Origin of the sequence: Pseudomonas sp. MIL9, assembly GCF_016887925.1 — a bacterium.
GTDB classification, from domain to species: domain Bacteria; phylum Pseudomonadota; class Gammaproteobacteria; order Pseudomonadales; family Pseudomonadaceae; genus Aquipseudomonas; species Aquipseudomonas mohnii.
Genome location: NZ_JAFEHE010000011.1, coordinates 85468 through 102458 on the forward strand (window position 1 = coordinate 85468; position 16991 = coordinate 102458).

The 16991-nt window shown below is 59.8% G+C and carries 19 protein-coding genes; 11 read left to right on the top strand and 8 right to left on the bottom strand.

The features are described 5' to 3' along the window. Position 1: 1 nt before the first annotated feature. Positions 2 to 583 (bottom strand): PilZ domain-containing protein, encoded by a 582-nt coding sequence (locus JQF37_RS13910; RefSeq protein WP_130205934.1) that lies wholly within the window; start codon positions 581 to 583, stop codon positions 2 to 4. Between the two features lie 94 nt (positions 584 to 677). Between JQF37_RS13910 and JQF37_RS13915 the strand changes: the two genes are divergently transcribed. The 3 genes from JQF37_RS13915 to JQF37_RS13925 all read left to right on the top strand — a co-directional run bounded on the left by JQF37_RS13915 (position 678) and on the right by JQF37_RS13925 (position 3930). Next, positions 678 to 1928 carry a lipoprotein-releasing ABC transporter permease subunit gene (locus JQF37_RS13915; RefSeq protein ID WP_130205936.1) on the top strand — a complete coding sequence of 417 codons (1251 nt, stop codon included), beginning with the start codon at positions 678 to 680 and terminating at the stop codon, positions 1926 to 1928. A gap of 7 nt (positions 1929 to 1935) precedes the next feature. Continuing rightward, the gene (gene lolD, locus JQF37_RS13920; RefSeq protein WP_167361784.1) at positions 1936 to 2619 is read left to right on the top strand and encodes a lipoprotein-releasing ABC transporter ATP-binding protein LolD; all 684 of its coding nucleotides are present in this window, start codon (positions 1936 to 1938) and stop codon (positions 2617 to 2619) included. Positions 2620 to 2685: 66 nt separating this feature from the next. After that, positions 2686 to 3930 (top strand): lipoprotein-releasing ABC transporter permease subunit, encoded by a 1245-nt coding sequence (locus tag JQF37_RS13925; RefSeq protein ID WP_130205938.1) that lies wholly within the window; start codon positions 2686 to 2688, stop codon positions 3928 to 3930. Between the two features lie 104 nt (positions 3931 to 4034). Here the strand turns inward: JQF37_RS13925 and JQF37_RS13930 are convergent, their stop codons facing one another. Together JQF37_RS13930 and JQF37_RS13935 are read right to left on the bottom strand one after the other, a co-directional pair. Further along, a complete protein-coding gene (locus JQF37_RS13930) occupies positions 4035 to 5384 on the bottom strand; it encodes a heavy metal sensor histidine kinase (RefSeq protein WP_130205940.1) in 1350 nt (449 codons plus the stop codon). Beyond that, positions 5384 to 6064 carry a heavy metal response regulator transcription factor gene (locus tag JQF37_RS13935; protein WP_047531323.1) on the bottom strand — a complete coding sequence of 227 codons (681 nt, stop codon included), beginning with the start codon at positions 6062 to 6064 and terminating at the stop codon, positions 5384 to 5386. Before JQF37_RS13935 ends, JQF37_RS13930 begins: the two co-directional genes overlap by 1 nt. A 155-nt stretch (positions 6065 to 6219) precedes the next feature. Between JQF37_RS13935 and JQF37_RS13940 the strand changes: the two genes are divergently transcribed. Together JQF37_RS13940 and queF are read left to right on the top strand one after the other, a co-directional pair. Further along, a complete protein-coding gene (locus JQF37_RS13940; RefSeq protein WP_130205942.1) occupies positions 6220 to 6756 on the top strand; it encodes a cupredoxin family protein in 537 nt (178 codons plus the stop codon). A 61-nt stretch (positions 6757 to 6817) separates the two neighbouring features. Then, positions 6818 to 7648 (top strand): NADPH-dependent 7-cyano-7-deazaguanine reductase QueF, encoded by an 831-nt coding sequence (gene queF / locus JQF37_RS13945; protein WP_130205944.1) that lies wholly within the window; start codon positions 6818 to 6820, stop codon positions 7646 to 7648. Positions 7649 to 7693: 45 nt separating this feature from the next. On the opposite strand, the gene JQF37_RS13950 is transcribed toward queF, so the two are convergent. Continuing rightward, on the bottom strand, positions 7694 to 7957 hold the full coding sequence (locus JQF37_RS13950) for a DUF4404 family protein (protein ID WP_130205946.1): 264 nt from the start codon (positions 7955 to 7957) through the stop codon (positions 7694 to 7696). A 109-nt stretch (positions 7958 to 8066) separates the two neighbouring features. Then, on the bottom strand, positions 8067 to 8687 hold the full coding sequence (locus JQF37_RS13955; protein WP_130205948.1) for an HAD family phosphatase: 621 nt from the start codon (positions 8685 to 8687) through the stop codon (positions 8067 to 8069). Between the two features lie 200 nt (positions 8688 to 8887). Here JQF37_RS13955 and JQF37_RS13960 point away from each other — a divergent pair, with 200 nt between their 5' ends. After that, positions 8888 to 9577, top strand: a complete 690-nt coding sequence (locus JQF37_RS13960; RefSeq protein ID WP_130205950.1) for a VacJ family lipoprotein — start codon at positions 8888 to 8890, stop codon at positions 9575 to 9577. Positions 9578 to 9641: 64 nt separating this feature from the next. Here JQF37_RS13960 and JQF37_RS13965 read toward each other — a convergent pair whose 3' ends face one another. Next, complete coding sequence (locus JQF37_RS13965) at positions 9642 to 9941, bottom strand: PilZ domain-containing protein (protein ID WP_130205952.1); 300 nt, start codon at positions 9939 to 9941, stop codon at positions 9642 to 9644. A 275-nt stretch (positions 9942 to 10216) separates the two neighbouring features. On the opposite strand from JQF37_RS13965, the gene rssB reads away from it, so the two are divergent. Together rssB and rssC are read left to right on the top strand one after the other, a co-directional pair. Further along, a complete protein-coding gene (gene rssB / locus JQF37_RS13970) occupies positions 10217 to 11398 on the top strand; it encodes a two-component system response regulator RssB (protein ID WP_047531309.1) in 1182 nt (393 codons plus the stop codon). Next, positions 11398 to 11880, top strand: a complete 483-nt coding sequence (rssC, locus tag JQF37_RS13975) for an anti-sigma factor antagonist RssC (RefSeq protein ID WP_047531307.1) — start codon at positions 11398 to 11400, stop codon at positions 11878 to 11880. The genes rssB and rssC overlap by 1 nt, the downstream gene beginning before the upstream one ends. A 97-nt stretch (positions 11881 to 11977) precedes the next feature. On the opposite strand, the gene tal is transcribed toward rssC, so the two are convergent. Then, entirely contained in the window at positions 11978 to 12904 is a 927-nt protein-coding gene (gene tal / locus JQF37_RS13980) for a transaldolase (protein WP_198131993.1), read from the bottom strand. 178 nt (positions 12905 to 13082) lie between these two features. After that, positions 13083 to 14078: a tRNA dihydrouridine(20/20a) synthase DusA gene (dusA, locus tag JQF37_RS13985; protein WP_204149684.1), complete on the bottom strand. Its 996-nt coding sequence runs from the start codon at positions 14076 to 14078 to the stop codon at positions 13083 to 13085. Between the two features lie 601 nt (positions 14079 to 14679). Between dusA and JQF37_RS13990 the strand changes: the two genes are divergently transcribed. Genes JQF37_RS13990 through JQF37_RS14000 form a run of 3 tightly spaced genes read left to right on the top strand, consistent with a single transcriptional unit; the run spans position 14680 to position 16975 of the window. Continuing rightward, positions 14680 to 15039 carry a hypothetical protein gene (locus JQF37_RS13990; RefSeq protein ID WP_204149685.1) on the top strand — a complete coding sequence of 120 codons (360 nt, stop codon included), beginning with the start codon at positions 14680 to 14682 and terminating at the stop codon, positions 15037 to 15039. Between the two features lie 38 nt (positions 15040 to 15077). Continuing rightward, complete coding sequence (locus tag JQF37_RS13995; protein ID WP_204149686.1) at positions 15078 to 16226, top strand: TolC family protein; 1149 nt, start codon at positions 15078 to 15080, stop codon at positions 16224 to 16226. Then, entirely contained in the window at positions 16223 to 16975 is a 753-nt protein-coding gene (locus JQF37_RS14000; RefSeq protein ID WP_130206048.1) for an efflux RND transporter periplasmic adaptor subunit, read from the top strand. The genes JQF37_RS13995 and JQF37_RS14000 overlap by 4 nt, the downstream gene beginning before the upstream one ends. The last annotated feature ends 16 nt before the right edge of the window (positions 16976 to 16991 follow it).

Below are 16991 nucleotides of genomic sequence, written 5' to 3' on the forward strand. Positions count from 1 at the left end.
ATTAATTGCCTGATTCGAGTTGTTCGCGGGCCAGGCGTCGTTCCTGGGCCTGCTTTTGCAAGATGTAGCGGGCCAGCAGTTGCCGCTGCGCGTCGGTCGGGTGTTCGAACTCGGTGCCGATGTCGTAGCCGTCGCCCTTGCGGTCGCAATGGGTGACGCGAGCGCGCAACAACAGGCCAAGGGCTTGCGGCATCAGCACCAGTTTGACCGACAGGTGTGCTCCGGTGGCAATGGGCGTGGGGTGCTGGAAGTCGATACCGCCTTCGGAGAGGATCACCGGCTGCGGTTCACCGATCTGCCCCAGTACGGTGATGGCGACCACCTGGCTCAGCAAATCGATGCGTTTATTCTGGGATTTGAGGAACGCCGCGAGGTTGCGGTCACGCTCGCTGATCTGGCGCAACAGGTGCTGCGACTCGAATTCGCTCAGGTGCAGTTCACTGAGCACGTTGAAGAGTGGGGAAGCATCCTGCAACACTTCCTGGCCTGCGGCTTCGGGAGCGGACAGGGGCCGAATTTCCAGTGCGATCGTGTCCTCGATACGGTAGTATTCGCGGCGATCTTCTTCATCTAATGTCGACATGGCGAACCCATGGTAGCGGCGGTGGTCTGAGTGTAAAGCTGGTTATCGACCCCCGCCACAAGGACGTTCCTTTTCCCTCCGAACAAGCCCCGACATGTTCAGACCTCTCTTCGTATTTATCGGCACGCGTTATACCCGTGCAAAGCGTCGCAATCATTTTGTGTCATTCATTTCCCTGACCTCGATGATCGGACTCGCCCTTGGCGTGGTCGTGATGATCGTGGTGCTGTCGGTGATGAACGGCTTTGATCATGAGATGCGCACCCGTGTGCTGGGCATGGTGCCCCACGCGACCATCGAGTCCGGCGAGCCGATCAGCGATTGGCAAAGCCTTGCGACCAAGGTCAAGCAGAATCCGCAGGTGACGGCCGTTGCGCCGTTCACCCAGATGCAGGGGTTGCTGACCAACAACGGCAAGGTCTCGAAAGTCCTGCTCAATGCCATCGACCCGGCGCAAGAACGCCAGGTGTCGATCATTGATAACTTCATGCAGCAGGGCAAACTCGACGACCTGGTGCCCGGCGAGTTCGGCATCGTCATCGGCGACAAGGCGGCGGCCAAGCTTGGCGCGGCGATCGGCGACAAGCTGACCTTTGTGGCGCCGGAAGTCACCGTGACCCCCGCCGGGATGTTCCCGCGCATGAAGCGATTCACCGTGGTCGGCATCTTCCATGTCGGCGCCGGTGAGCTCGACGGTTACCTGGGCGTCACCAACCTGCAGGATCTGGCGCGTTTGCATCGCTGGAAGCCGGACCAGGTCCAGGGCCTGCGCCTGAAGTTCGACGACCTGTTCCAGGCGCCGCGCACTGCGTGGAGCATCGCCCGCGAACTCGGCGAAGATCGTTACTATGCCCGCGACTGGACCCGTACCCACGGCAACCTGTATCAGGCGATCCGCATGGAAAAAGCCATGATCGGCCTGTTATTGCTGCTGATCGTCGCCGTGGCTGCGTTCAACATCATTTCCACGCTGGTGATGGTGGTGAACGACAAGAAGGGCGACATCGCGATTCTGCGTACCCTCGGTGCCACGCCAGGCACGATCATGCGCACGTTCATGGTGCAAGGCACGGTCATTGGCGTGGTCGGAACGGCCATCGGTGCCGTGGTCGGGATCTTCGCCGCGCTGAATGTCAGCGCCGCGATCTCGGCGCTGGAAGGCCTGATCGGGCACAAATTCCTCAACGCCGATGTGTATTTCATCGATTACCTGCCGTCGCAGGTGCAGAGCCAGGATGTGTTGATGGTCTGCGCCGCCGCGTTGGTCCTGAGTTTCCTCGCCACCCTGTATCCAGCCTGGCGTGCCGCGCGCACCCAGCCTGCGGAGGCGCTACGTTATGAGTGAGTCGGGCATGAGTGATAAAGCAATCTTGAGCTGCCGCAACCTGGGCAAGTCCTACGAGGAAGGCCCGGAGTCGGTGCAAGTGTTGGCCGGCCTGCAACTGGAGTTGCACCCGGGTGAGCGCGTGGCAATTGTCGGCACCTCGGGTTCGGGTAAAAGTACCTTGCTCAATCTGTTGGGTGGCCTCGACACGCCGACCAAGGGCAGCGTCTGGCTCGACGGTGAAGAACTGTCGGCCCTCAGCGAGAAGAATCGCGGCCTGCTGCGCAACCGGTCATTGGGTTTCGTTTATCAGTTCCACCACTTGCTGCCGGAATTCACCGCGCTGGAAAACGTCTGCATGCCGCTGCTGATCGGCAAGACCGCCATCCCGGAAGCGCGCCAGCGTGCAACGGCGTTGCTGGAGCGCGTGGGGCTGGGCCATCGCCTGGAGCACAAGCCGGCCGAGCTGTCCGGTGGTGAGCGTCAGCGTGTCGCCATCGCCCGCGCGCTGGTGAACAAACCAGGCCTGGTCATGCTCGACGAGCCGACCGGCAACCTCGACTCCCACACCGCCCAGGGCATTCAGGACTTGATGCTGGAACTCAGCACTTCGATGCGCACCGCGTTCCTGGTGGTGACCCACGACATGAACCTGGCCCGCCAGATGGATCGCGTCCTGCATTTGCAGGAAGGCTGCTTGACGCCTATCTGATTGGCTGAAACCCGGCGGGGATGAAAATCACGTCGGGTCTTTTATTTTTATACGGTGCCCCAGCGAATGTTCAGACCGTTATCGATCTTTATCGGCACGCGCTATACCCGCGCCAAGCGCCGCAATCGCTTTGTTTCCTTCATCTCGATGACCTCGATGATCGGCCTCGCCCTGGGCGTGCTGGCGATGATCGTGGTGTTGTCGGTGATGAACGGCTTCCAGCGCGAAATGAGCTCGCGCATCCTCGGCATGGTGCCGCACGCCACTATCGTCGGTGTAAACCCTATCGATGATTGGCAGCCGGTGGCCGCCGCTGCGATGAAAAATCCCGAAGTGACGGCGGCCGTGCCGTTCACCGAGATGGAAGGCATGCTGTCCTATAAAGGCACGATGCAGCCAATCCAGGTCAGCGGCGTTGATCCGGCGCTGGAAGGCCAGGTGTCGATCGTCGCCAAACACATCGTCCAGGGACGTCTCGATGCGTTGAAGCCAGGTGAGTTCGGCGTGGTGATCGGCGAAATCACCGCACGGCGCTTCCGTTTGAACGTGGGCGACAAGATCACCCTGATCGTGCCGGAGGTCAGCAATGCACCGGGCGGCATCACCCCGCGCATGCAGCGTCTGAACGTGGTCGGCGTGTTCAAGGTGGGTGCCGAACTTGACGGCACGATGGCACTGATCCACATGGCCGACGCCGCGCAAATGCAGCATTGGGCGCCGAATCAGGTGCAGAGCGTGCGTCTGGCGGTGAAGGATCTGTACGCCGCGCCGCAGGTTGCCAGCGATATCGCCAGCGGTCTGGGGGCGGCCTACAAGGCTGACGACTGGACCCACACCCAGGGCAGCCTGTTCAGTGCGATGAAGATGGAAAAAACCATGATCGGCCTGCTGTTGCTGATGATCGTCGCAGTGGCGGCGTTCAACATCATCGCGACCCTGATCATGGTCGTGAACGACAAGGGCGCGGACATCGCGATCCTGCGCACCATCGGCGCCACGCCGCGTCAGATCATGGCGATCTTCATGGTGCAGGGCACGGTGATCGGGATTGTCGGCACCTTGATCGGCGGCGTACTCGGCGTGATCGCGGCGCTTAACGTCAGTGAAATGGTGGGCTGGATCGAGCGGGTCAGCGGACAGCACATCTTCAGTTCCGACGTGTATTTCGTCAGCAACCTGCCATCCGAACTGCAGGGCGGGGATGTGTTGTTGATCTGCTCGGCGGGGTTCGTGTTGAGCTTCCTGGCAACGGTTTACCCGGCGTGGCGTGCGGCGAAGATCGAGCCGGCTCACGCTCTTCGCTATTCGTAAGCGCTGAAATCGCATTCGCCGGCAAGCCGGCTCCTACAGTGTTGTGGACAACGCAAAAACCTGTGGGAGCTGGCTTGCCAGCGAAGAGGCCGGTCCTGCTAGCCTCATGCCTCCTTCGGCAACTCAATCACAAACCGAGTCCAGCCGTTTTCCGATTCGCAATGAATCTTCCCGCCGTGGGCGTTGACAATCGACTGGGTGATCGCCAATCCCAGTCCCGCATGCTCGCTGCTGCCTTCGTGGCGTGCAGGATCCACGCGGTAGAAGCGGTCAAACAGGCGCGGCAGCAAATCCTTTGAAATCCCGTCGCCGCTGTTTTCAACTGTCAGGCTCAGGCCTTTGGGTTGATCGATTATCTTCACCCATACCTCGCCATCAGCGGGCGTAAACCGCAACGCGTTGTCCAGTAAATTGGAAAGCGCCCGTCGCAACATGTTCCGATCACCCATGATGTGCCCGTGGCCTTCGCGGTTCAGCGTCACCCGAACGTCCTCGGCCAGCGGTGCGAAAAATTCCAGTAACACATCCGCCTCTGCCGCCAGATCCAGCGCTTCGCGTTTGGGCATCAACAATCCATGGTCGGCTTTCGCCAGGTACAACATGTCGTTGACCAACTGCGCCATCCATTGCAGTTCTTCGAGGTTGCTGTGCAGCGCTTCGCGGTAGTCCTCGATAGGGCGAGGGCGGGTGAGGGTGACTTGGGTGTGGGTCAGCAGGTTCGACAGCGGAGTGCGCAGTTCATGGGCGATGTCGGCGGAGAACGCCGAAAGCCGTTGGAAGGCGTCGTCGAGTCTTCCGAGCATTTCGTTGAAGCTGTGGGCCATCTCCGCCAGCTCCGACGGCATGCTGTCTTCCGGCAGGCGTGCGTTGAGCGAATGCGCTGAAACACCGCTGGCTATCGCGCTCATGCGTCGTAGTGGCCGCAACCCGCTGCGTGCCGCCCAGGCGCCGAGCAGGGCGGTGGCCAGGGCCGACAGGCCGACGGTCATCCAGATCAAACGCTGCATGCGTTGCAGGAAGTGTTGGTGATGGGTGATGTCCAGCAGCAGGGTCAATTGCGGTGAGTCGGGTTTGTCGTCAAACAGTGGTGCATTCAGGACGCGGTAGTCGGTTCCATGGTCGTTGATGGTCGATAACCCCGGTTTTTGCGGGAGCATGTCCGGCAGGCTTGCGGAACTGTCATACCAGCGCCGGCCGTCGCTGCCGGTGATGCGCAATGAGAGATCGGCCTGGCGGCTTAATTCATCGGCCAGTTTGACTTCACTGTCCCGCGACTGAATGTCATGCAGCGCTCGCCGTACGCCGATCAGCTTGCCGTCGAGCAACTGCTGATCAAGCTCAACGAAGTGAGCCTCGCTGGCGCGGCTGAACAGCACCCCGGCGAACAACGACACCACTGCGGTGCACGCCGCGAAAAGCAGTGCCAGGCGACTGCTCAGTGAAAGTCGTGGCATCAGGCTGGACGCTCTTCGAGTACGTAACCCATGCCGCGTACGGTGTGGATCAGTTTGTTGGGGAATTCATCGTCGATTTTAAGGCGCAGGCGGCGGATCGCGACTTCGATGACGTTGGTGTCGCTGTCGAAATTCATGTCCCAGACCTGGGAGGCGATCAGCGATTTGGGCAGCACTTCGCCCTGGCGGCGCAGGAGCATTTCCAGCAAGGCGAACTCCTTGGCGGTCAGGTCGATGCGCTGGCCGCCGCGTTCGACCCGGCGGCGGATCAGGTCCAGGCGCAGGTCGGCCAGTTGCAGGCTGGTTTCCTGGGGCGTCGCGCTGCCACGACGCAACAGGCTGCGAACCCGGGCGAGCAATTCGGAAAAGGCGAAAGGCTTGACCAGGTAGTCGTCGGCGCCGAGCTCGAGGCCGTGAACCCGGTCTTCCACGGCATCCCGCGCCGTCAGAAACAGAACCGGCGTGTCCAGGCCGGCGCTGCGCACGGCCTGCAGAATCTGCCAGCCATCGCGACCAGGCAGCATCACATCGAGAATCAGCAACGCGTAGTCGCCGCTCAACGCCAATTGCTGGCCGGTGCTGCCATCGGCCACCAGTTCGGTGTTGAAGCCGGCCTCGCTCAGGCCCTGGCGCAAGTACTGGCCGGTTTTTGGTTGGTCTTCGACGATCAGCAGTTTCATGGGCAACTCGGGTTAAATGGAACGACAGCTTTATACCGTGGGCGGCAGCGCGGCAGGCCTAGCTGACAAAGTTGTAATCTGGCTGTCAGGTTGCGGGCAGCGGTAACAGTCTAGAGTTTTCCACAGGCTGAACCTTATCTTGTTGGAGTACGACCATGTTTTTGCGCAAATCCCTGGCATTGGCCGCTTGTGTGTTGGCACTGAGCTCACCGGTCTGGGCCGCACCCGCGAGTTCCTACGACTTCGGCCAACCGGCACCCGCGTCCAAGGCGACCCGCAGCGTCGAGGTGGTGATGGGCGACATGTCGTTCACCCCCAAGGCCATCGATATCAAGGCCGGGGAGACCATTCGCTTTGTACTGGTGAATAAAGGTCAATTGCTGCACGAGTTCAACCTCGGTGACGCGGCGATGCATGCCAAACACCAGCAGGAAATGTTGCAGATGCAGCAAAGCGGCATGATGACGCCTACAGGCATGATGAACATGGATCACGGCTCGATGGCCGGGATGGATCACGCATCTCAAGGGCATGCCATGAAGCACGACGATCCCAACAGTGTACTGGTAGCGCCGGGTAAAACCGCCGAACTGACCTGGACCTTCGGCAAAGCCACCAACCTGGAATTTGCCTGCAACGTCCCCGGCCATTACCAGGCCGGCATGGTAGGCAAATTGACAGTCAGTCAGTAAGCACTCAAAGGCGGGAACAAAGGCTGGTAGAATCCGCTGATTCTTCAGTCAGGTTTCCGCCATGCATCCCGCAGCCGAACACTCGCCGCTGGGCAAATCCAGCGAATACATTGCCACTTACACGCCGTCCTTGCTGTTCCCGATTCCGCGTACCGCGAAGTGGGCCGAGCTGGGCCTGACGGCTGAAACCCTGCCGTACAAGGGTGTGGACTTCTGGAACTGCTTTGAACTGTCGTGGCTGTTGCCGTCGGGCAAGCCGGTGGTGGCCATCGGTGAGTTCAGCATTCCGGCGGATTCGCCGAACATCATTGAGTCTAAGTCGTTCAAGCTGTACCTCAACTCCCTGAACCAGACACCGTTCGCCGACACCGCGAGCCTGGAGGCGACGCTGGTCAAGGACCTGTCCGCCGCTGCCGGCAAACCGGTCGGCGTGCGTATTCGCAGCCTGAAAGAGGTCGAGGCCGAAGGTGTCGTGGCGTTGCCCGGTGTGTGCATCGATGAGCTGGATATCAGCGTCAGCAACTACGAGCACCCGCGTCCGGAACTGCTGCGTTGCGATGAGACCCGTATTGTCGAAGAGAGCGTGCACAGTCATCTGCTCAAGTCCAACTGTCCGGTCACCCGTCAGCCGGACTGGGGCAGCGTGGCGGTGGAGTACCGTGGCGCGGCGCTGGATCATGCGAGCTTGCTGGAATACATCGTCAGCTTCCGTCAGCACTCGGATTTCCACGAACAATGCGTGGAGCGCATCTTCCTTGACCTGCAGCGCTTGCTGAAGCCGGAGAAGTTGACGGTTTATGCGCGTTACGTTCGTCGTGGCGGACTGGATATCAACCCGTATCGCAGTACTGAAGAGGTGCAGCTGTCGAACCATCGTCTGGTCCGTCAATGAAGATCTAATGCAGGAGCGAGCAAGCTCGCTCCTGCAAGGTTTTGTTCAGATCCCCATGTTGCCCAGGGCTTGCGCGATGTTGCGCAGGGTGCCGGCCAGGGTAGGGTGTTCGAGTTCGAAGCGTTCCACCGCCAGATTGACGCCATCGGCGAGGTTGACATCCTTGGTCTTGGTTTCGAGTTCAAGTTCAAGCTGGATCTGTTGCATCAGCGCGTGCAGGTCTGCGCGCTCGGCTTCTGTCAGCGGAGGATTCTGTTCCAATTGCTCGCGCAGGGTATTGAGCTGTTCTTGCAGTTCGCGGGCAGGCATTGCGTTCTTCCTTTTATCGATTGGCATTGGCATAGACCGCGATGGCGCGCCAAAGGTCTATGGCTAACCTTTAGATTAATCCACTCCCGCCTAACCTGCATGATCTCGATCAGGGCTTTTCGCCTTTGAGCCGGCGCAGGCTGATATCGGCCAGGCAGGTGTCGAGCTCACCCAGGTGATCGATCACCGAATGCACGCCCAGGGCGAAAAGTTGCATCGTTGCCTTGCCGCGTTTCAGATCGCGCTCTTGAGGCGACAGCGCCTGCCATTCAATGGGCGACATCCCGCAAAGCGAGCCGCAGGACGCCAGACCGATCGTCCACAGGCCGGCATTGAGCCCGGCTTGCAGCAAGCGCGGTTCGCCGCTGACCAGTACGCAGCCATCCAGCTTCTCGACATTCAGCGCCATCAACGCTTGCCAGCAGGCATGCGGCGCCGGCCAAGGATTGATTGTCGCGAGGTGTTGCGAAGGTTTGATCCATTCCGGCAGGGCAGCGGCCAACGGAAGGCTGAGGGAGGGCGGCAGTTCGTCGAGCCAGGCGCAGGGAATCTGTTGATGCTGCAAGCTGCGCAGGCTCTTCAGGGCGCCGGGCGTGGCCTCGGCGTGCTCGGCCGCGTGGCTGCCGTTGAGGCGCGTACGGGCACCGAAATCCACCAGGCAGCCACTGAGGCCGAACAGCACGGCGGTCAGGCGCGGCGCTGTTTGAGGCGAGGTTTCGGCGTGTGGCATGTGAGCGTCCCTGAAATAGCCTGAAGGCTAAGCGACGACGGTGACAGTTGAGTGACACAGCTGTTAATTGCTCACAATCGAGACGAATCATCTGCCGATGTACTGGCGCAATGCTGCCTAAAGCGGTGTTTCCGTCATATACTGGCGTCCTTTAGGCTTGGCCAATACGCCGACGACTGTAAAATCCAAGGAGTTTTTCTATGCGCTGGAGTCATCATCTAGCTCAGCTTTGTGTGTACGCCAGCGCGTTGCTGGTTCCGTTCGTTGCTCAGGCAGCTTCGGAAGACGACCCTTGGGAAAGCATCAACCGCCCGATCTACAAGTTCAACGACGTACTCGACACCTATGCGCTGAAGCCTTTGGCCCAGGGCTATCAGTACGTGACGCCGCAGTTTGTCGAAGACGGCATTCATAACTTCTTCCAGAACATCGGTGATGTGCGCAACCTGGCCAACGACCTGTTGCAAGCCAAGCCGGCCGCCGCCGGTGTCGATACGGCACGCCTGATTTTCAACACCACCTTCGGCCTGTTGGGTTTCATCGATGTCGGCACCAAGATGGGCTTGCATCGCAATGATGAAGACTTCGGCCAGACGCTTGGTTATTGGGGCGTGGGCAGTGGTCCTTACGTAATGCTGCCCTTCTTGGGCCCAAGCACTTTGCGCGACGCGCCATCGAAATTCGCCGACACCTATACCGGCGCTTACCGCTATGTGAATGACGTGCCGGTGCGTAACTCGTTCTACGCCCTGGATGTCACTGACACCCGCGCCAACCTGCTGTCGAGCGAGAAGCTGATCACTGGCGACAAGTACACCTTCATCCGTAACGCGTACTTGCAGAACCGCGAATTCAAGGTCAAGGACGGTCAGGTCGAAGACGATTTTTAAATCCTGACCGATAAAACAAAAAAGCGGCCGTCATCGGGCCGCTTTTTTTTCGTCTGGAGCGACGTTATTTCATTCTCAATATTGTAAGGCCGAGTTTCTGATTGCCGTCTTCCAATTCTTTCACCCACACCACCTCGGTGTCGGCTTCGAGCCCTTTCAACGCGGCATGCTCGGATTCAATGCGTACAAGTAGCCGGTCACCGACCCCGAACGAGCGTCGCGCCTGAAGCTGCATGCCACTGCTGGAAAGGTCGATACAGACGGCTGGCACCTCATCCCCCTCATGAATCAGCGACACATCGGCATCGACCCGCATGCGGATGTAATCGCGCTTTTCGCTATAGTCTCGGCGGGTTTGGCTCATGGGTTTGATCCTTCCATTGGGTTACGGTTTTGACGGTTCTTATAACTCTCGGTGATTTGACAAGTGTAGACGTCAAGCGACCATCGGCGTGAGCTTGAAACGCCTCGCGGATGGGAGTACCGTCTGCGCCTTAGAAGGGCACCTCTGGTGTACACGTGTGTCGGGCCAATGCTCGAAAACAGTGCGCCAGAGAGGCTAGAAAGCGAATCCAGTAGTTGAGCCGGGCCAAAAACCCGAGCCGCTACGCCAACCTAATTCTGGCGCCGTTTGCCCACATGCCAAAAACCAGTGCCACGCTGCTGATAATCGATGATGACGAGGTAGTGCGCGCGAGCCTCGCCGCCTATTTGGAAGACAGTGGTTTCAGCGTCTTGCAGGCCAGCAATGGCCAGCAGGGTCTTCAGGTATTCGAGCAAGACAAGCCCGACTTGGTGATCTGCGATCTGCGCATGCCGCAGATGGGCGGGCTCGAACTCATCCGCCAGGTGACCGAGCTGTCGCCGCAAACGCCGGTGATCGTGGTGTCGGGCGCCGGTGTGATGAACGACGCGGTCGAAGCGTTGCGCCTGGGCGCAGCGGATTACCTGATCAAGCCTCTCGAAGATCTGGCCGTGCTCGAGCACTCTGTGCGTCGGGCCCTGGATCGTGCGCGCCTGCTCCTGGAAAACCAGCGCTACCGCGAGAAGCTGGAGAAGGCCAACCGTGAGCTCGCCGCCAGCCTGAACCTGCTCCAGGAAGACCAGAATGCCGGTCGCCAGGTGCAGATGAACATGCTGCCGGTCAGCCCCTGGACCATCGACGAGTTCAAGTTTGCTCACCAGATCATCCCGTCACTGTACCTGTCGGGTGATTTCGTCGACTATTTCCGCGTCGACGAGCGCCGGGTGGCGTTCTACCTGGCGGACGTTTCCGGACATGGCGCCTCTTCAGCCTTCGTCACCGTGCTGTTGAAGTTCATGACCACGCGCCTGCTGTTCGAGTCCAAGCGCAGCGGTACATTGCCGGAATTCAAGCCTTCAGAGGTTCTTGGTCATATCAACCGGGGCCTGATCAGTTGTAAGCTGGGTAAACACGTCACAATGGTCGGTGGAGTCATCGACGAGGAGACAGGTTTGTTGACCTATAGCATCGGTGGTCATTTGCCGTTGCCAGTGCTGTACACACCCGACAGTGTTCGTTACCTGGAAGGGCGTGGCCTGCCGGTGGGCCTCTTCAACGAAGCCACCTACGAAGACCACGTGCTGGAACTGCCGCCGACCTTCAGCTTGACGCTGATGTCTGATGGCATTCTGGACCTTTTGCCAGAACCCACACTCAAAGAAAAAGAAGCGGCATTGCCCCAACGGGTCAAGGCGGCGGGCGGCAGCCTGGATGGTCTGCGGCAGGTTTTTGGATTGGCCACGCTAGGGGAGATGCCGGATGATATCGCCCTGTTGGTGTTGAGCAGGAATCTTTAATGAGTACCGGTAGAATCCAGTTCGCCGAGCAGGACGGCACCTTCGTCCTCAAGTTCGTCGGTGAAGTTCGCCTGACCCTGTGTTCGGCGTTGGATGCGACTATTGATCGGATCTTCACGGCGTTGAATTTCAACACCATCGTGATCGACCTGACTGAAACCCGCAGCATCGACAGCACCACCCTTGGCCTTCTGGCCAAGCTGTCGATTCTCTCGCGGCAAAAGGTCGGCCTGCTGCCGACCGTCGTCACCACCCACGAAGACATCACCCGGCTGCTGCAGTCCATGGGCTTCGAGCAAGTGTTCAACATCGTTGACAAGCCCGTGCCGTGCCCGGAATGCCTGGACGACCTGCCTGATCAGGACCAGTCCGAAGAAGTGGTGCGAATCAAGGTGCTGGAAGCGCACAAGATCCTCATGGGGCTGAACGACCATAATCGCGAAGCGTTCCATGATCTGGTGAATGCGCTGGAGCGGCATTGATCCCCTGAGGCCGTTGCGAAGCCAGCGTATTGCCTGATGCGCACAAAAAAGGGCGAACCCGATGGTTCGCCCTTTTTTGCGCGTATGTCGAACTAGATCACAGCTTGGCTTGCAGCAATGCCTCGAGTTTCTCCTGATCGCGCGCGAACTGACGAATACCTTCAGCCAGTTTCTCGGTCGCCATCGCATCCTCGTTGGACAACCAGCGGAACTGCGCTTCATTCAGGCTCAAGCGTGCTTCACCGGCATGCCCTGGCGCCAGTTTTCGCTCCAGCTTGCCAGTATCTGCCGCCAGCTTGTCGATCAGGTCCGGGCTGATGGTCAGGCGGTCGCAACCGGCCAGTTGTTCGATCTGGCCCAGGTTACGAAAGCTCGCGCCCATCACGACGGTTTTGTAGTCGTTGGCCTTGTAGTAGTTGTAGATGCGGGTTACCGACTGCACGCCCGGATCGTCCGCGCCGGTGTAGTCGTTGCCGTTGGCTTTCTTGTACCAGTCATAGATACGGCCCACGAACGGCGAAATCAGGAACACCCCGGCGTCAGCGCAAGCAGCCGCCTGAGCGAAGGAAAACAGCAGGGTCAGGTTGGTCTGGATGCCTTCCTTTTCCAGGATCTCCGCCGCGCGGATGCCTTCCCAGGTGGAGGCGATCTTGATCAGCACGCGGTCGCGGCCGATGCCGGCCTTTTCGTACAGCTCGATCAGACGATGCGCGCGCTTCAATACGGCGTCAGTGTCGAATGACAGGCGCGCATCCACTTCGGTGGAAATGCGCCCCGGGATCACTTTCAGGATTTCTTGACCCACTGCAACGCCAAACCGGTCGCTGGCCAAGCCCACATCGCCCTTGCAGTCGTTGACGCAAGCGTTCAGCAATTCGGCGTAAGCAGGAATCGCCGCCGCTTTGAGCAGCAGGGAAGGGTTGGTGGTGGCGTCTACCGGTTTAACCCGAGCGATTGCTTCGAAGTCGCCGGTGTCGGCAACGACGGTGGTCATTTGTTTGAGTTGTTCCAGCTTGGAAGTCATGGGCGTGCTCTGTCCTATGGGTCTGATGACATTACCCGAGCGCTGACAGCCACTCAAGGGCGCTTACGTGTATCGATGGCCCCTGCGGCAACAACCTGAAAACGGCTGTTTGAAAGGCGGGGCGAGGTCTCGGTAAATACGATGCCAAAACAGACCACAGGTTCAAAGCAACCGACCGTCAGCGCCCCTCAAGCAACGCCGCCGCCTGATCCAGCAACGCCAACGGCTCTTTGGCCTTGTGGATATCCACCGACAACAACTGCCGAAACTTGCGCGCCCCCGGAAACCCGGTGCCCAGGCCAAGCACATGGCGGGTAATGTGGTGCATCGAACCGCCGGCATCGATGTGCGCAGCGATATACGGCCGCAATTGCGCCAACGCCTCGGCGCGAGTGATCACCGGTGCCGTACTGCCAAACAACTGCTGGTCCACCTCGGCCATCACATAAGGGTTGTGATACGCCTCACGACCCAGCATCACACCGTCGAACGTCTGCAAATGCTCGTGACAGGCTTCCAGCGTCTTGATCCCGCCGTTGAGAATGATCTCCAGCTCCGGAAAATCCGCCTTCAACCGCGCCGCCACGTCATAACGCAGGGGCGGAATGTCGCGGTTCTCCTTCGGCGACAACCCCTCCAGAATCGCAATCCGCGCATGCACGGTAAAACTGGTGCACCCGGCATCCCGAACCGTCCCCACGAAATCACACAACTCTTCGTAACTGTCCCGCCCATTAATGCCGATGCGATGCTTCACCGTCACCGGAATCGACACCGCATCCCGCATCGCCTTCACACAATCAGCCACCAACTGCGGATGCCCCATCAGGCAAGCACCGATCATGTTGTTCTGCACCCGATCACTCGGGCAGCCGACATTCAGGTTCACCTCGTCGTACCCGTGGTCCTGGGCCATGCGAGCGCAGGCGGCCAGATCCAGCGGAACGCTGCCACCGAGTTGAAGCGCGAGAGGATGCTCGGCGTCGTTATGGCGCAGGAAACGCTCGTGATCGCCGTTGAGCAGAGCACCGGTGGTGACCATTTCGGTGTAGAGGAGGGCGTTTTTTGAGAGTAGGCGCAGGAAGAAACGGCAGTGTCTATCCGTCCAATCCATCATAGGTGCGACGGCAAAACGGCGGGAGAGCGGGGCAGGTGTGGTGTTGGTTACGGACATTGGGGATCTGGAATCGGTGAGGCTGGGAGGTGGGGAGTTTAACAGGATTGGGCTATTCGCTGAGATTCACGTTTGGGGTGATGCAACCGCGCCTCGTGAACTTTCAGGTTGTTGATGCCCTATAGCAAATGGCCGAGCCCAGCACTCAGGGCTCGCTCGATCAGCGGCGTCTTGAGCGCCGCAGAGTCGTCCTCAATGGCTTCAACCGGGCTTGAGTGCGATGGCGGTGCTGGCCCGGGGCTGCACGTTGCGCGGATCTGCGGCTCCCAGCGCTACACGTGGTTGATCAGGTGATCGTAGTCGTCGAGCGGGGTAGGACTCGACGATAGGAAGTTGCGCGGTTGTGGACTGGCACAATAAAGGCGGGGCAGTGCACACAAAGGCGGGACACTGGAGCAGGCGGTGGGCCGGTCGAAGCCATTCCCGCGTAATCACGACGGCTAAAGTTTTCCGGCAGGTTGTCGACAACTTGAAAATCGCACGCCATTGGCGTGCCAATAAGCAGTGTTTATACTCGGGAGCCGCAGTGCGCCAGTAAGAGTGTTCTCAGTCAGGTCGCGGTTGTGAGTTTTCAGGGATATTCAATTTCAGGGATTTTTCAATGCGCCTGTCTCGTTCAGCTCGAAAGTTGCCGTTCGCCAGTAATGTTCTCGCTTTCAGTGGCTTGTTGATGCTGAGCGGTTGCTCCACGTTGAAGTACGACGAAGCGGCGCTGAAGGAGTCCGATGTGCGCCCCATCGTGGCGGCGGACAAGGCCGCGCTGGTACGTGATGTCGAACCCCTGAACGGCCCGCTGACGCTCGAAGGCGCCGTGGCCCGTGCCATCAAGTACAACGCCGAGCAGCGCTACCGGGCGATGGAAGAGGCAGTCGCCGCCGGGACCTTCGAGGTCGGGCAGTTCGACATGCTGCCCAAGCTCATTGCGTCCGCCGGGGCTATCGCGGGCGTAACAACGAGCTGATTACCAACAGCAAGGACTCGGTCACCGGTGCGCAATCGTTGGCCAACCCATACATTTCCTCCAGTCGCGAAGCCGTCACCAGCGAGATCGGTATCTCCTGGAGTTTGCTCGACTTCGGTCAAAGTTATTACGCGGCGCGGCAGAATGCCGATCGCGTAATGATAGCCTCCGAGCGCCGCCGAAAGGCCCTGCACAATCTGATGCAGGATGTACGCAGCGCCTATTGGCGCGTGGTGGCCGCGCAAAAACTGATGCCGCTGGTGCGCACCACCATCACCGACTCCGAAGCGGCCTTGCAGGATGCGCAAAGTGCCGAAGAAGTAAAAGTCCGCTCGCCCCTGGAGCCGCTGCGCTATCAGCGACAGTTGCTGGAAAACCTGCGGCTGATGGAGTTGGTCGAGCAGGAATTGTCCACCGCGCGGGTCGAGTTGGCGGCATTGACCAACTTGCCGCTGGGTGCTGATTTCGTCGTCGTCGAGCCTGCCACCGACAATAACGGTAGTTGGCTGAATCAGCCGGTGGAGCAACTTGAAGAATATGCCCTGGTGCGCAACCCGGACCTGCGCGAAGGTATCTACAACGCACGTATCGCCCAAGAGGAAACCCGGCGCACGCTGCTGAAGCTGTTTCCAGGGATATCGTTCAACTACGGTTACAAGACCAGTAACGATCAATACCTGATCAACCGCAATTGGACCGACGCAGGCGTGCAGATCTCCTACAACTTGCTCGGGCTGTTGTCGGCGCCCGCGCAAATGCGCCTGGCCAATGCCGGGGTGGCCTTGGCGGATCAGCGGCGCATGGCCACGCAGATGGTGGTGCTGACCCAGTTGCACATTGCACGCCTGCAATATGCCAACGCTACTCACCAGTTGGCGCGTGCTGATGCCATTGCCTCGGTGGATGAGCGCCTGGCACAGCAAGTGGCCAACCAGGCCGAGGCGGCGCAGGTCACGCCACTGGATCGGGTTTCGCAACAAAGCGCCTCGGTGCTGTCGCAATTGCGCCGTTATCAAGCGTTGTCCAGCAGCCAGGCGGCGGCTTCGCGGCTACAGGCGACGCTGGGGCTGGAGCCGAGCATAGAAGGAGCCTCGAGCATGCCATTGGCGCAGTTGACCAGCGCCGTGGGCAGCGCGCTGCAAACCTGGAATCAGGGCCAGTTGCCTGCCATCAAGGCGGCGCCATGAAAGCGGTGCGCCTCCCGCTCGCAGTCGCCGCGTTGCTCTGCTGGGGCGTGGCGCACGCGGCTGTGCCGGATGCCGATTCAGGGCTCGATAACCGTGAAATTCGCGCGCAGCTGACGCCGTTGCGCTATACCACCTTGTCCGCCGAGATCGGCGCGAAAATTACCCGTCTGCCACTGGCCGAAGGCGGGTCCTTCAAGCAGGGGCAGGTGCTGGTGCAGTTCGATTGCCTGCTGCAGCAAGCGCAACTGGCTCAGGCTCAAGCCTCTCTGATGGCCGCCGATGCCAGCTTGAAGGGCAATCAGAAACTGGCGCAGCTCAACTCGGTCGGTGAGGTGGAGCTGAATGTATCCAAAGCGCAAGCGCTCAAGGCCCAGGCCGAGGTGTCGGGCAGCCGCACGGTGCTGAGCAAGTGCCAGATTACCGCGCCGTTCGCCGGGCGCATCGCCGAGCAGAAAGTGCGCGAGCAGCAATTCGTGCAGCCCGGCCAGCCGCTGCTGGAAATCCTCGATGACAGCACCCTGGAGCTCGAATTCATCGTGCCCTCGCGCTGGTTGGCGTGGCTGCATCCCGGTAGCGGTTTTCAGGTCAATATCGACGAAACGGGCAAGACCTATCCCGCCAAGGTCCAGCGTATCGGCGCCCGGGTGGATGCGGTGACCCAATCGATCAAGCTCGGCGCGGTCATCGACGGTCGTTTCCCCGAGTTGATGGCGGGCATGAGTGGTCGGGTGGCAATGACGCCGCCTTAGGTGATACCTGGCCTGC

Excerpts from the sequence above, each read along its gene's own strand:
- JQF37_RS13910 (WP_130205934.1), bottom strand. The coding sequence starts at position 583 with ATGTCGACATTAGATGAAGAAGATCGCCGCGAATACTACCGTATCGAG.
- JQF37_RS13915 (WP_130205936.1), top strand. The coding sequence starts at position 678 with ATGTTCAGACCTCTCTTCGTATTTATCGGCACGCGTTATACCCGTGCA.
- lolD (WP_167361784.1), top strand. The coding sequence starts at position 1,936 with ATGAGTGATAAAGCAATCTTGAGCTGCCGCAACCTGGGCAAGTCCTAC.
- JQF37_RS13925 (WP_130205938.1), top strand. The coding sequence starts at position 2,686 with ATGTTCAGACCGTTATCGATCTTTATCGGCACGCGCTATACCCGCGCC.
- JQF37_RS13930 (WP_130205940.1), bottom strand. The coding sequence starts at position 5,384 with ATGCCACGACTTTCACTGAGCAGTCGCCTGGCACTGCTTTTCGCGGCG.
- JQF37_RS13935 (WP_047531323.1), bottom strand. The coding sequence starts at position 6,064 with ATGAAACTGCTGATCGTCGAAGACCAACCAAAAACCGGCCAGTACTTG.
- JQF37_RS13940 (WP_130205942.1), top strand. The coding sequence starts at position 6,220 with ATGTTTTTGCGCAAATCCCTGGCATTGGCCGCTTGTGTGTTGGCACTG.
- queF (WP_130205944.1), top strand. The coding sequence starts at position 6,818 with ATGCATCCCGCAGCCGAACACTCGCCGCTGGGCAAATCCAGCGAATAC.
- JQF37_RS13950 (WP_130205946.1), bottom strand. The coding sequence starts at position 7,957 with ATGCCTGCCCGCGAACTGCAAGAACAGCTCAATACCCTGCGCGAGCAA.
- JQF37_RS13955 (WP_130205948.1), bottom strand. The coding sequence starts at position 8,687 with ATGCCACACGCCGAAACCTCGCCTCAAACAGCGCCGCGCCTGACCGCC.
- JQF37_RS13960 (WP_130205950.1), top strand. The coding sequence starts at position 8,888 with ATGCGCTGGAGTCATCATCTAGCTCAGCTTTGTGTGTACGCCAGCGCG.
- JQF37_RS13965 (WP_130205952.1), bottom strand. The coding sequence starts at position 9,941 with ATGAGCCAAACCCGCCGAGACTATAGCGAAAAGCGCGATTACATCCGC.
- rssB (WP_047531309.1), top strand. The coding sequence starts at position 10,217 with ATGCCAAAAACCAGTGCCACGCTGCTGATAATCGATGATGACGAGGTA.
- rssC (WP_047531307.1), top strand. The coding sequence starts at position 11,398 with ATGAGTACCGGTAGAATCCAGTTCGCCGAGCAGGACGGCACCTTCGTC.
- tal (WP_198131993.1), bottom strand. The coding sequence starts at position 12,904 with ATGACTTCCAAGCTGGAACAACTCAAACAAATGACCACCGTCGTTGCC.
- dusA (WP_204149684.1), bottom strand. The coding sequence starts at position 14,078 with ATGTCCGTAACCAACACCACACCTGCCCCGCTCTCCCGCCGTTTTGCC.
- JQF37_RS13990 (WP_204149685.1), top strand. The coding sequence starts at position 14,680 with ATGCGCCTGTCTCGTTCAGCTCGAAAGTTGCCGTTCGCCAGTAATGTT.
- JQF37_RS14000 (WP_130206048.1), top strand. The coding sequence starts at position 16,223 with ATGAAAGCGGTGCGCCTCCCGCTCGCAGTCGCCGCGTTGCTCTGCTGG.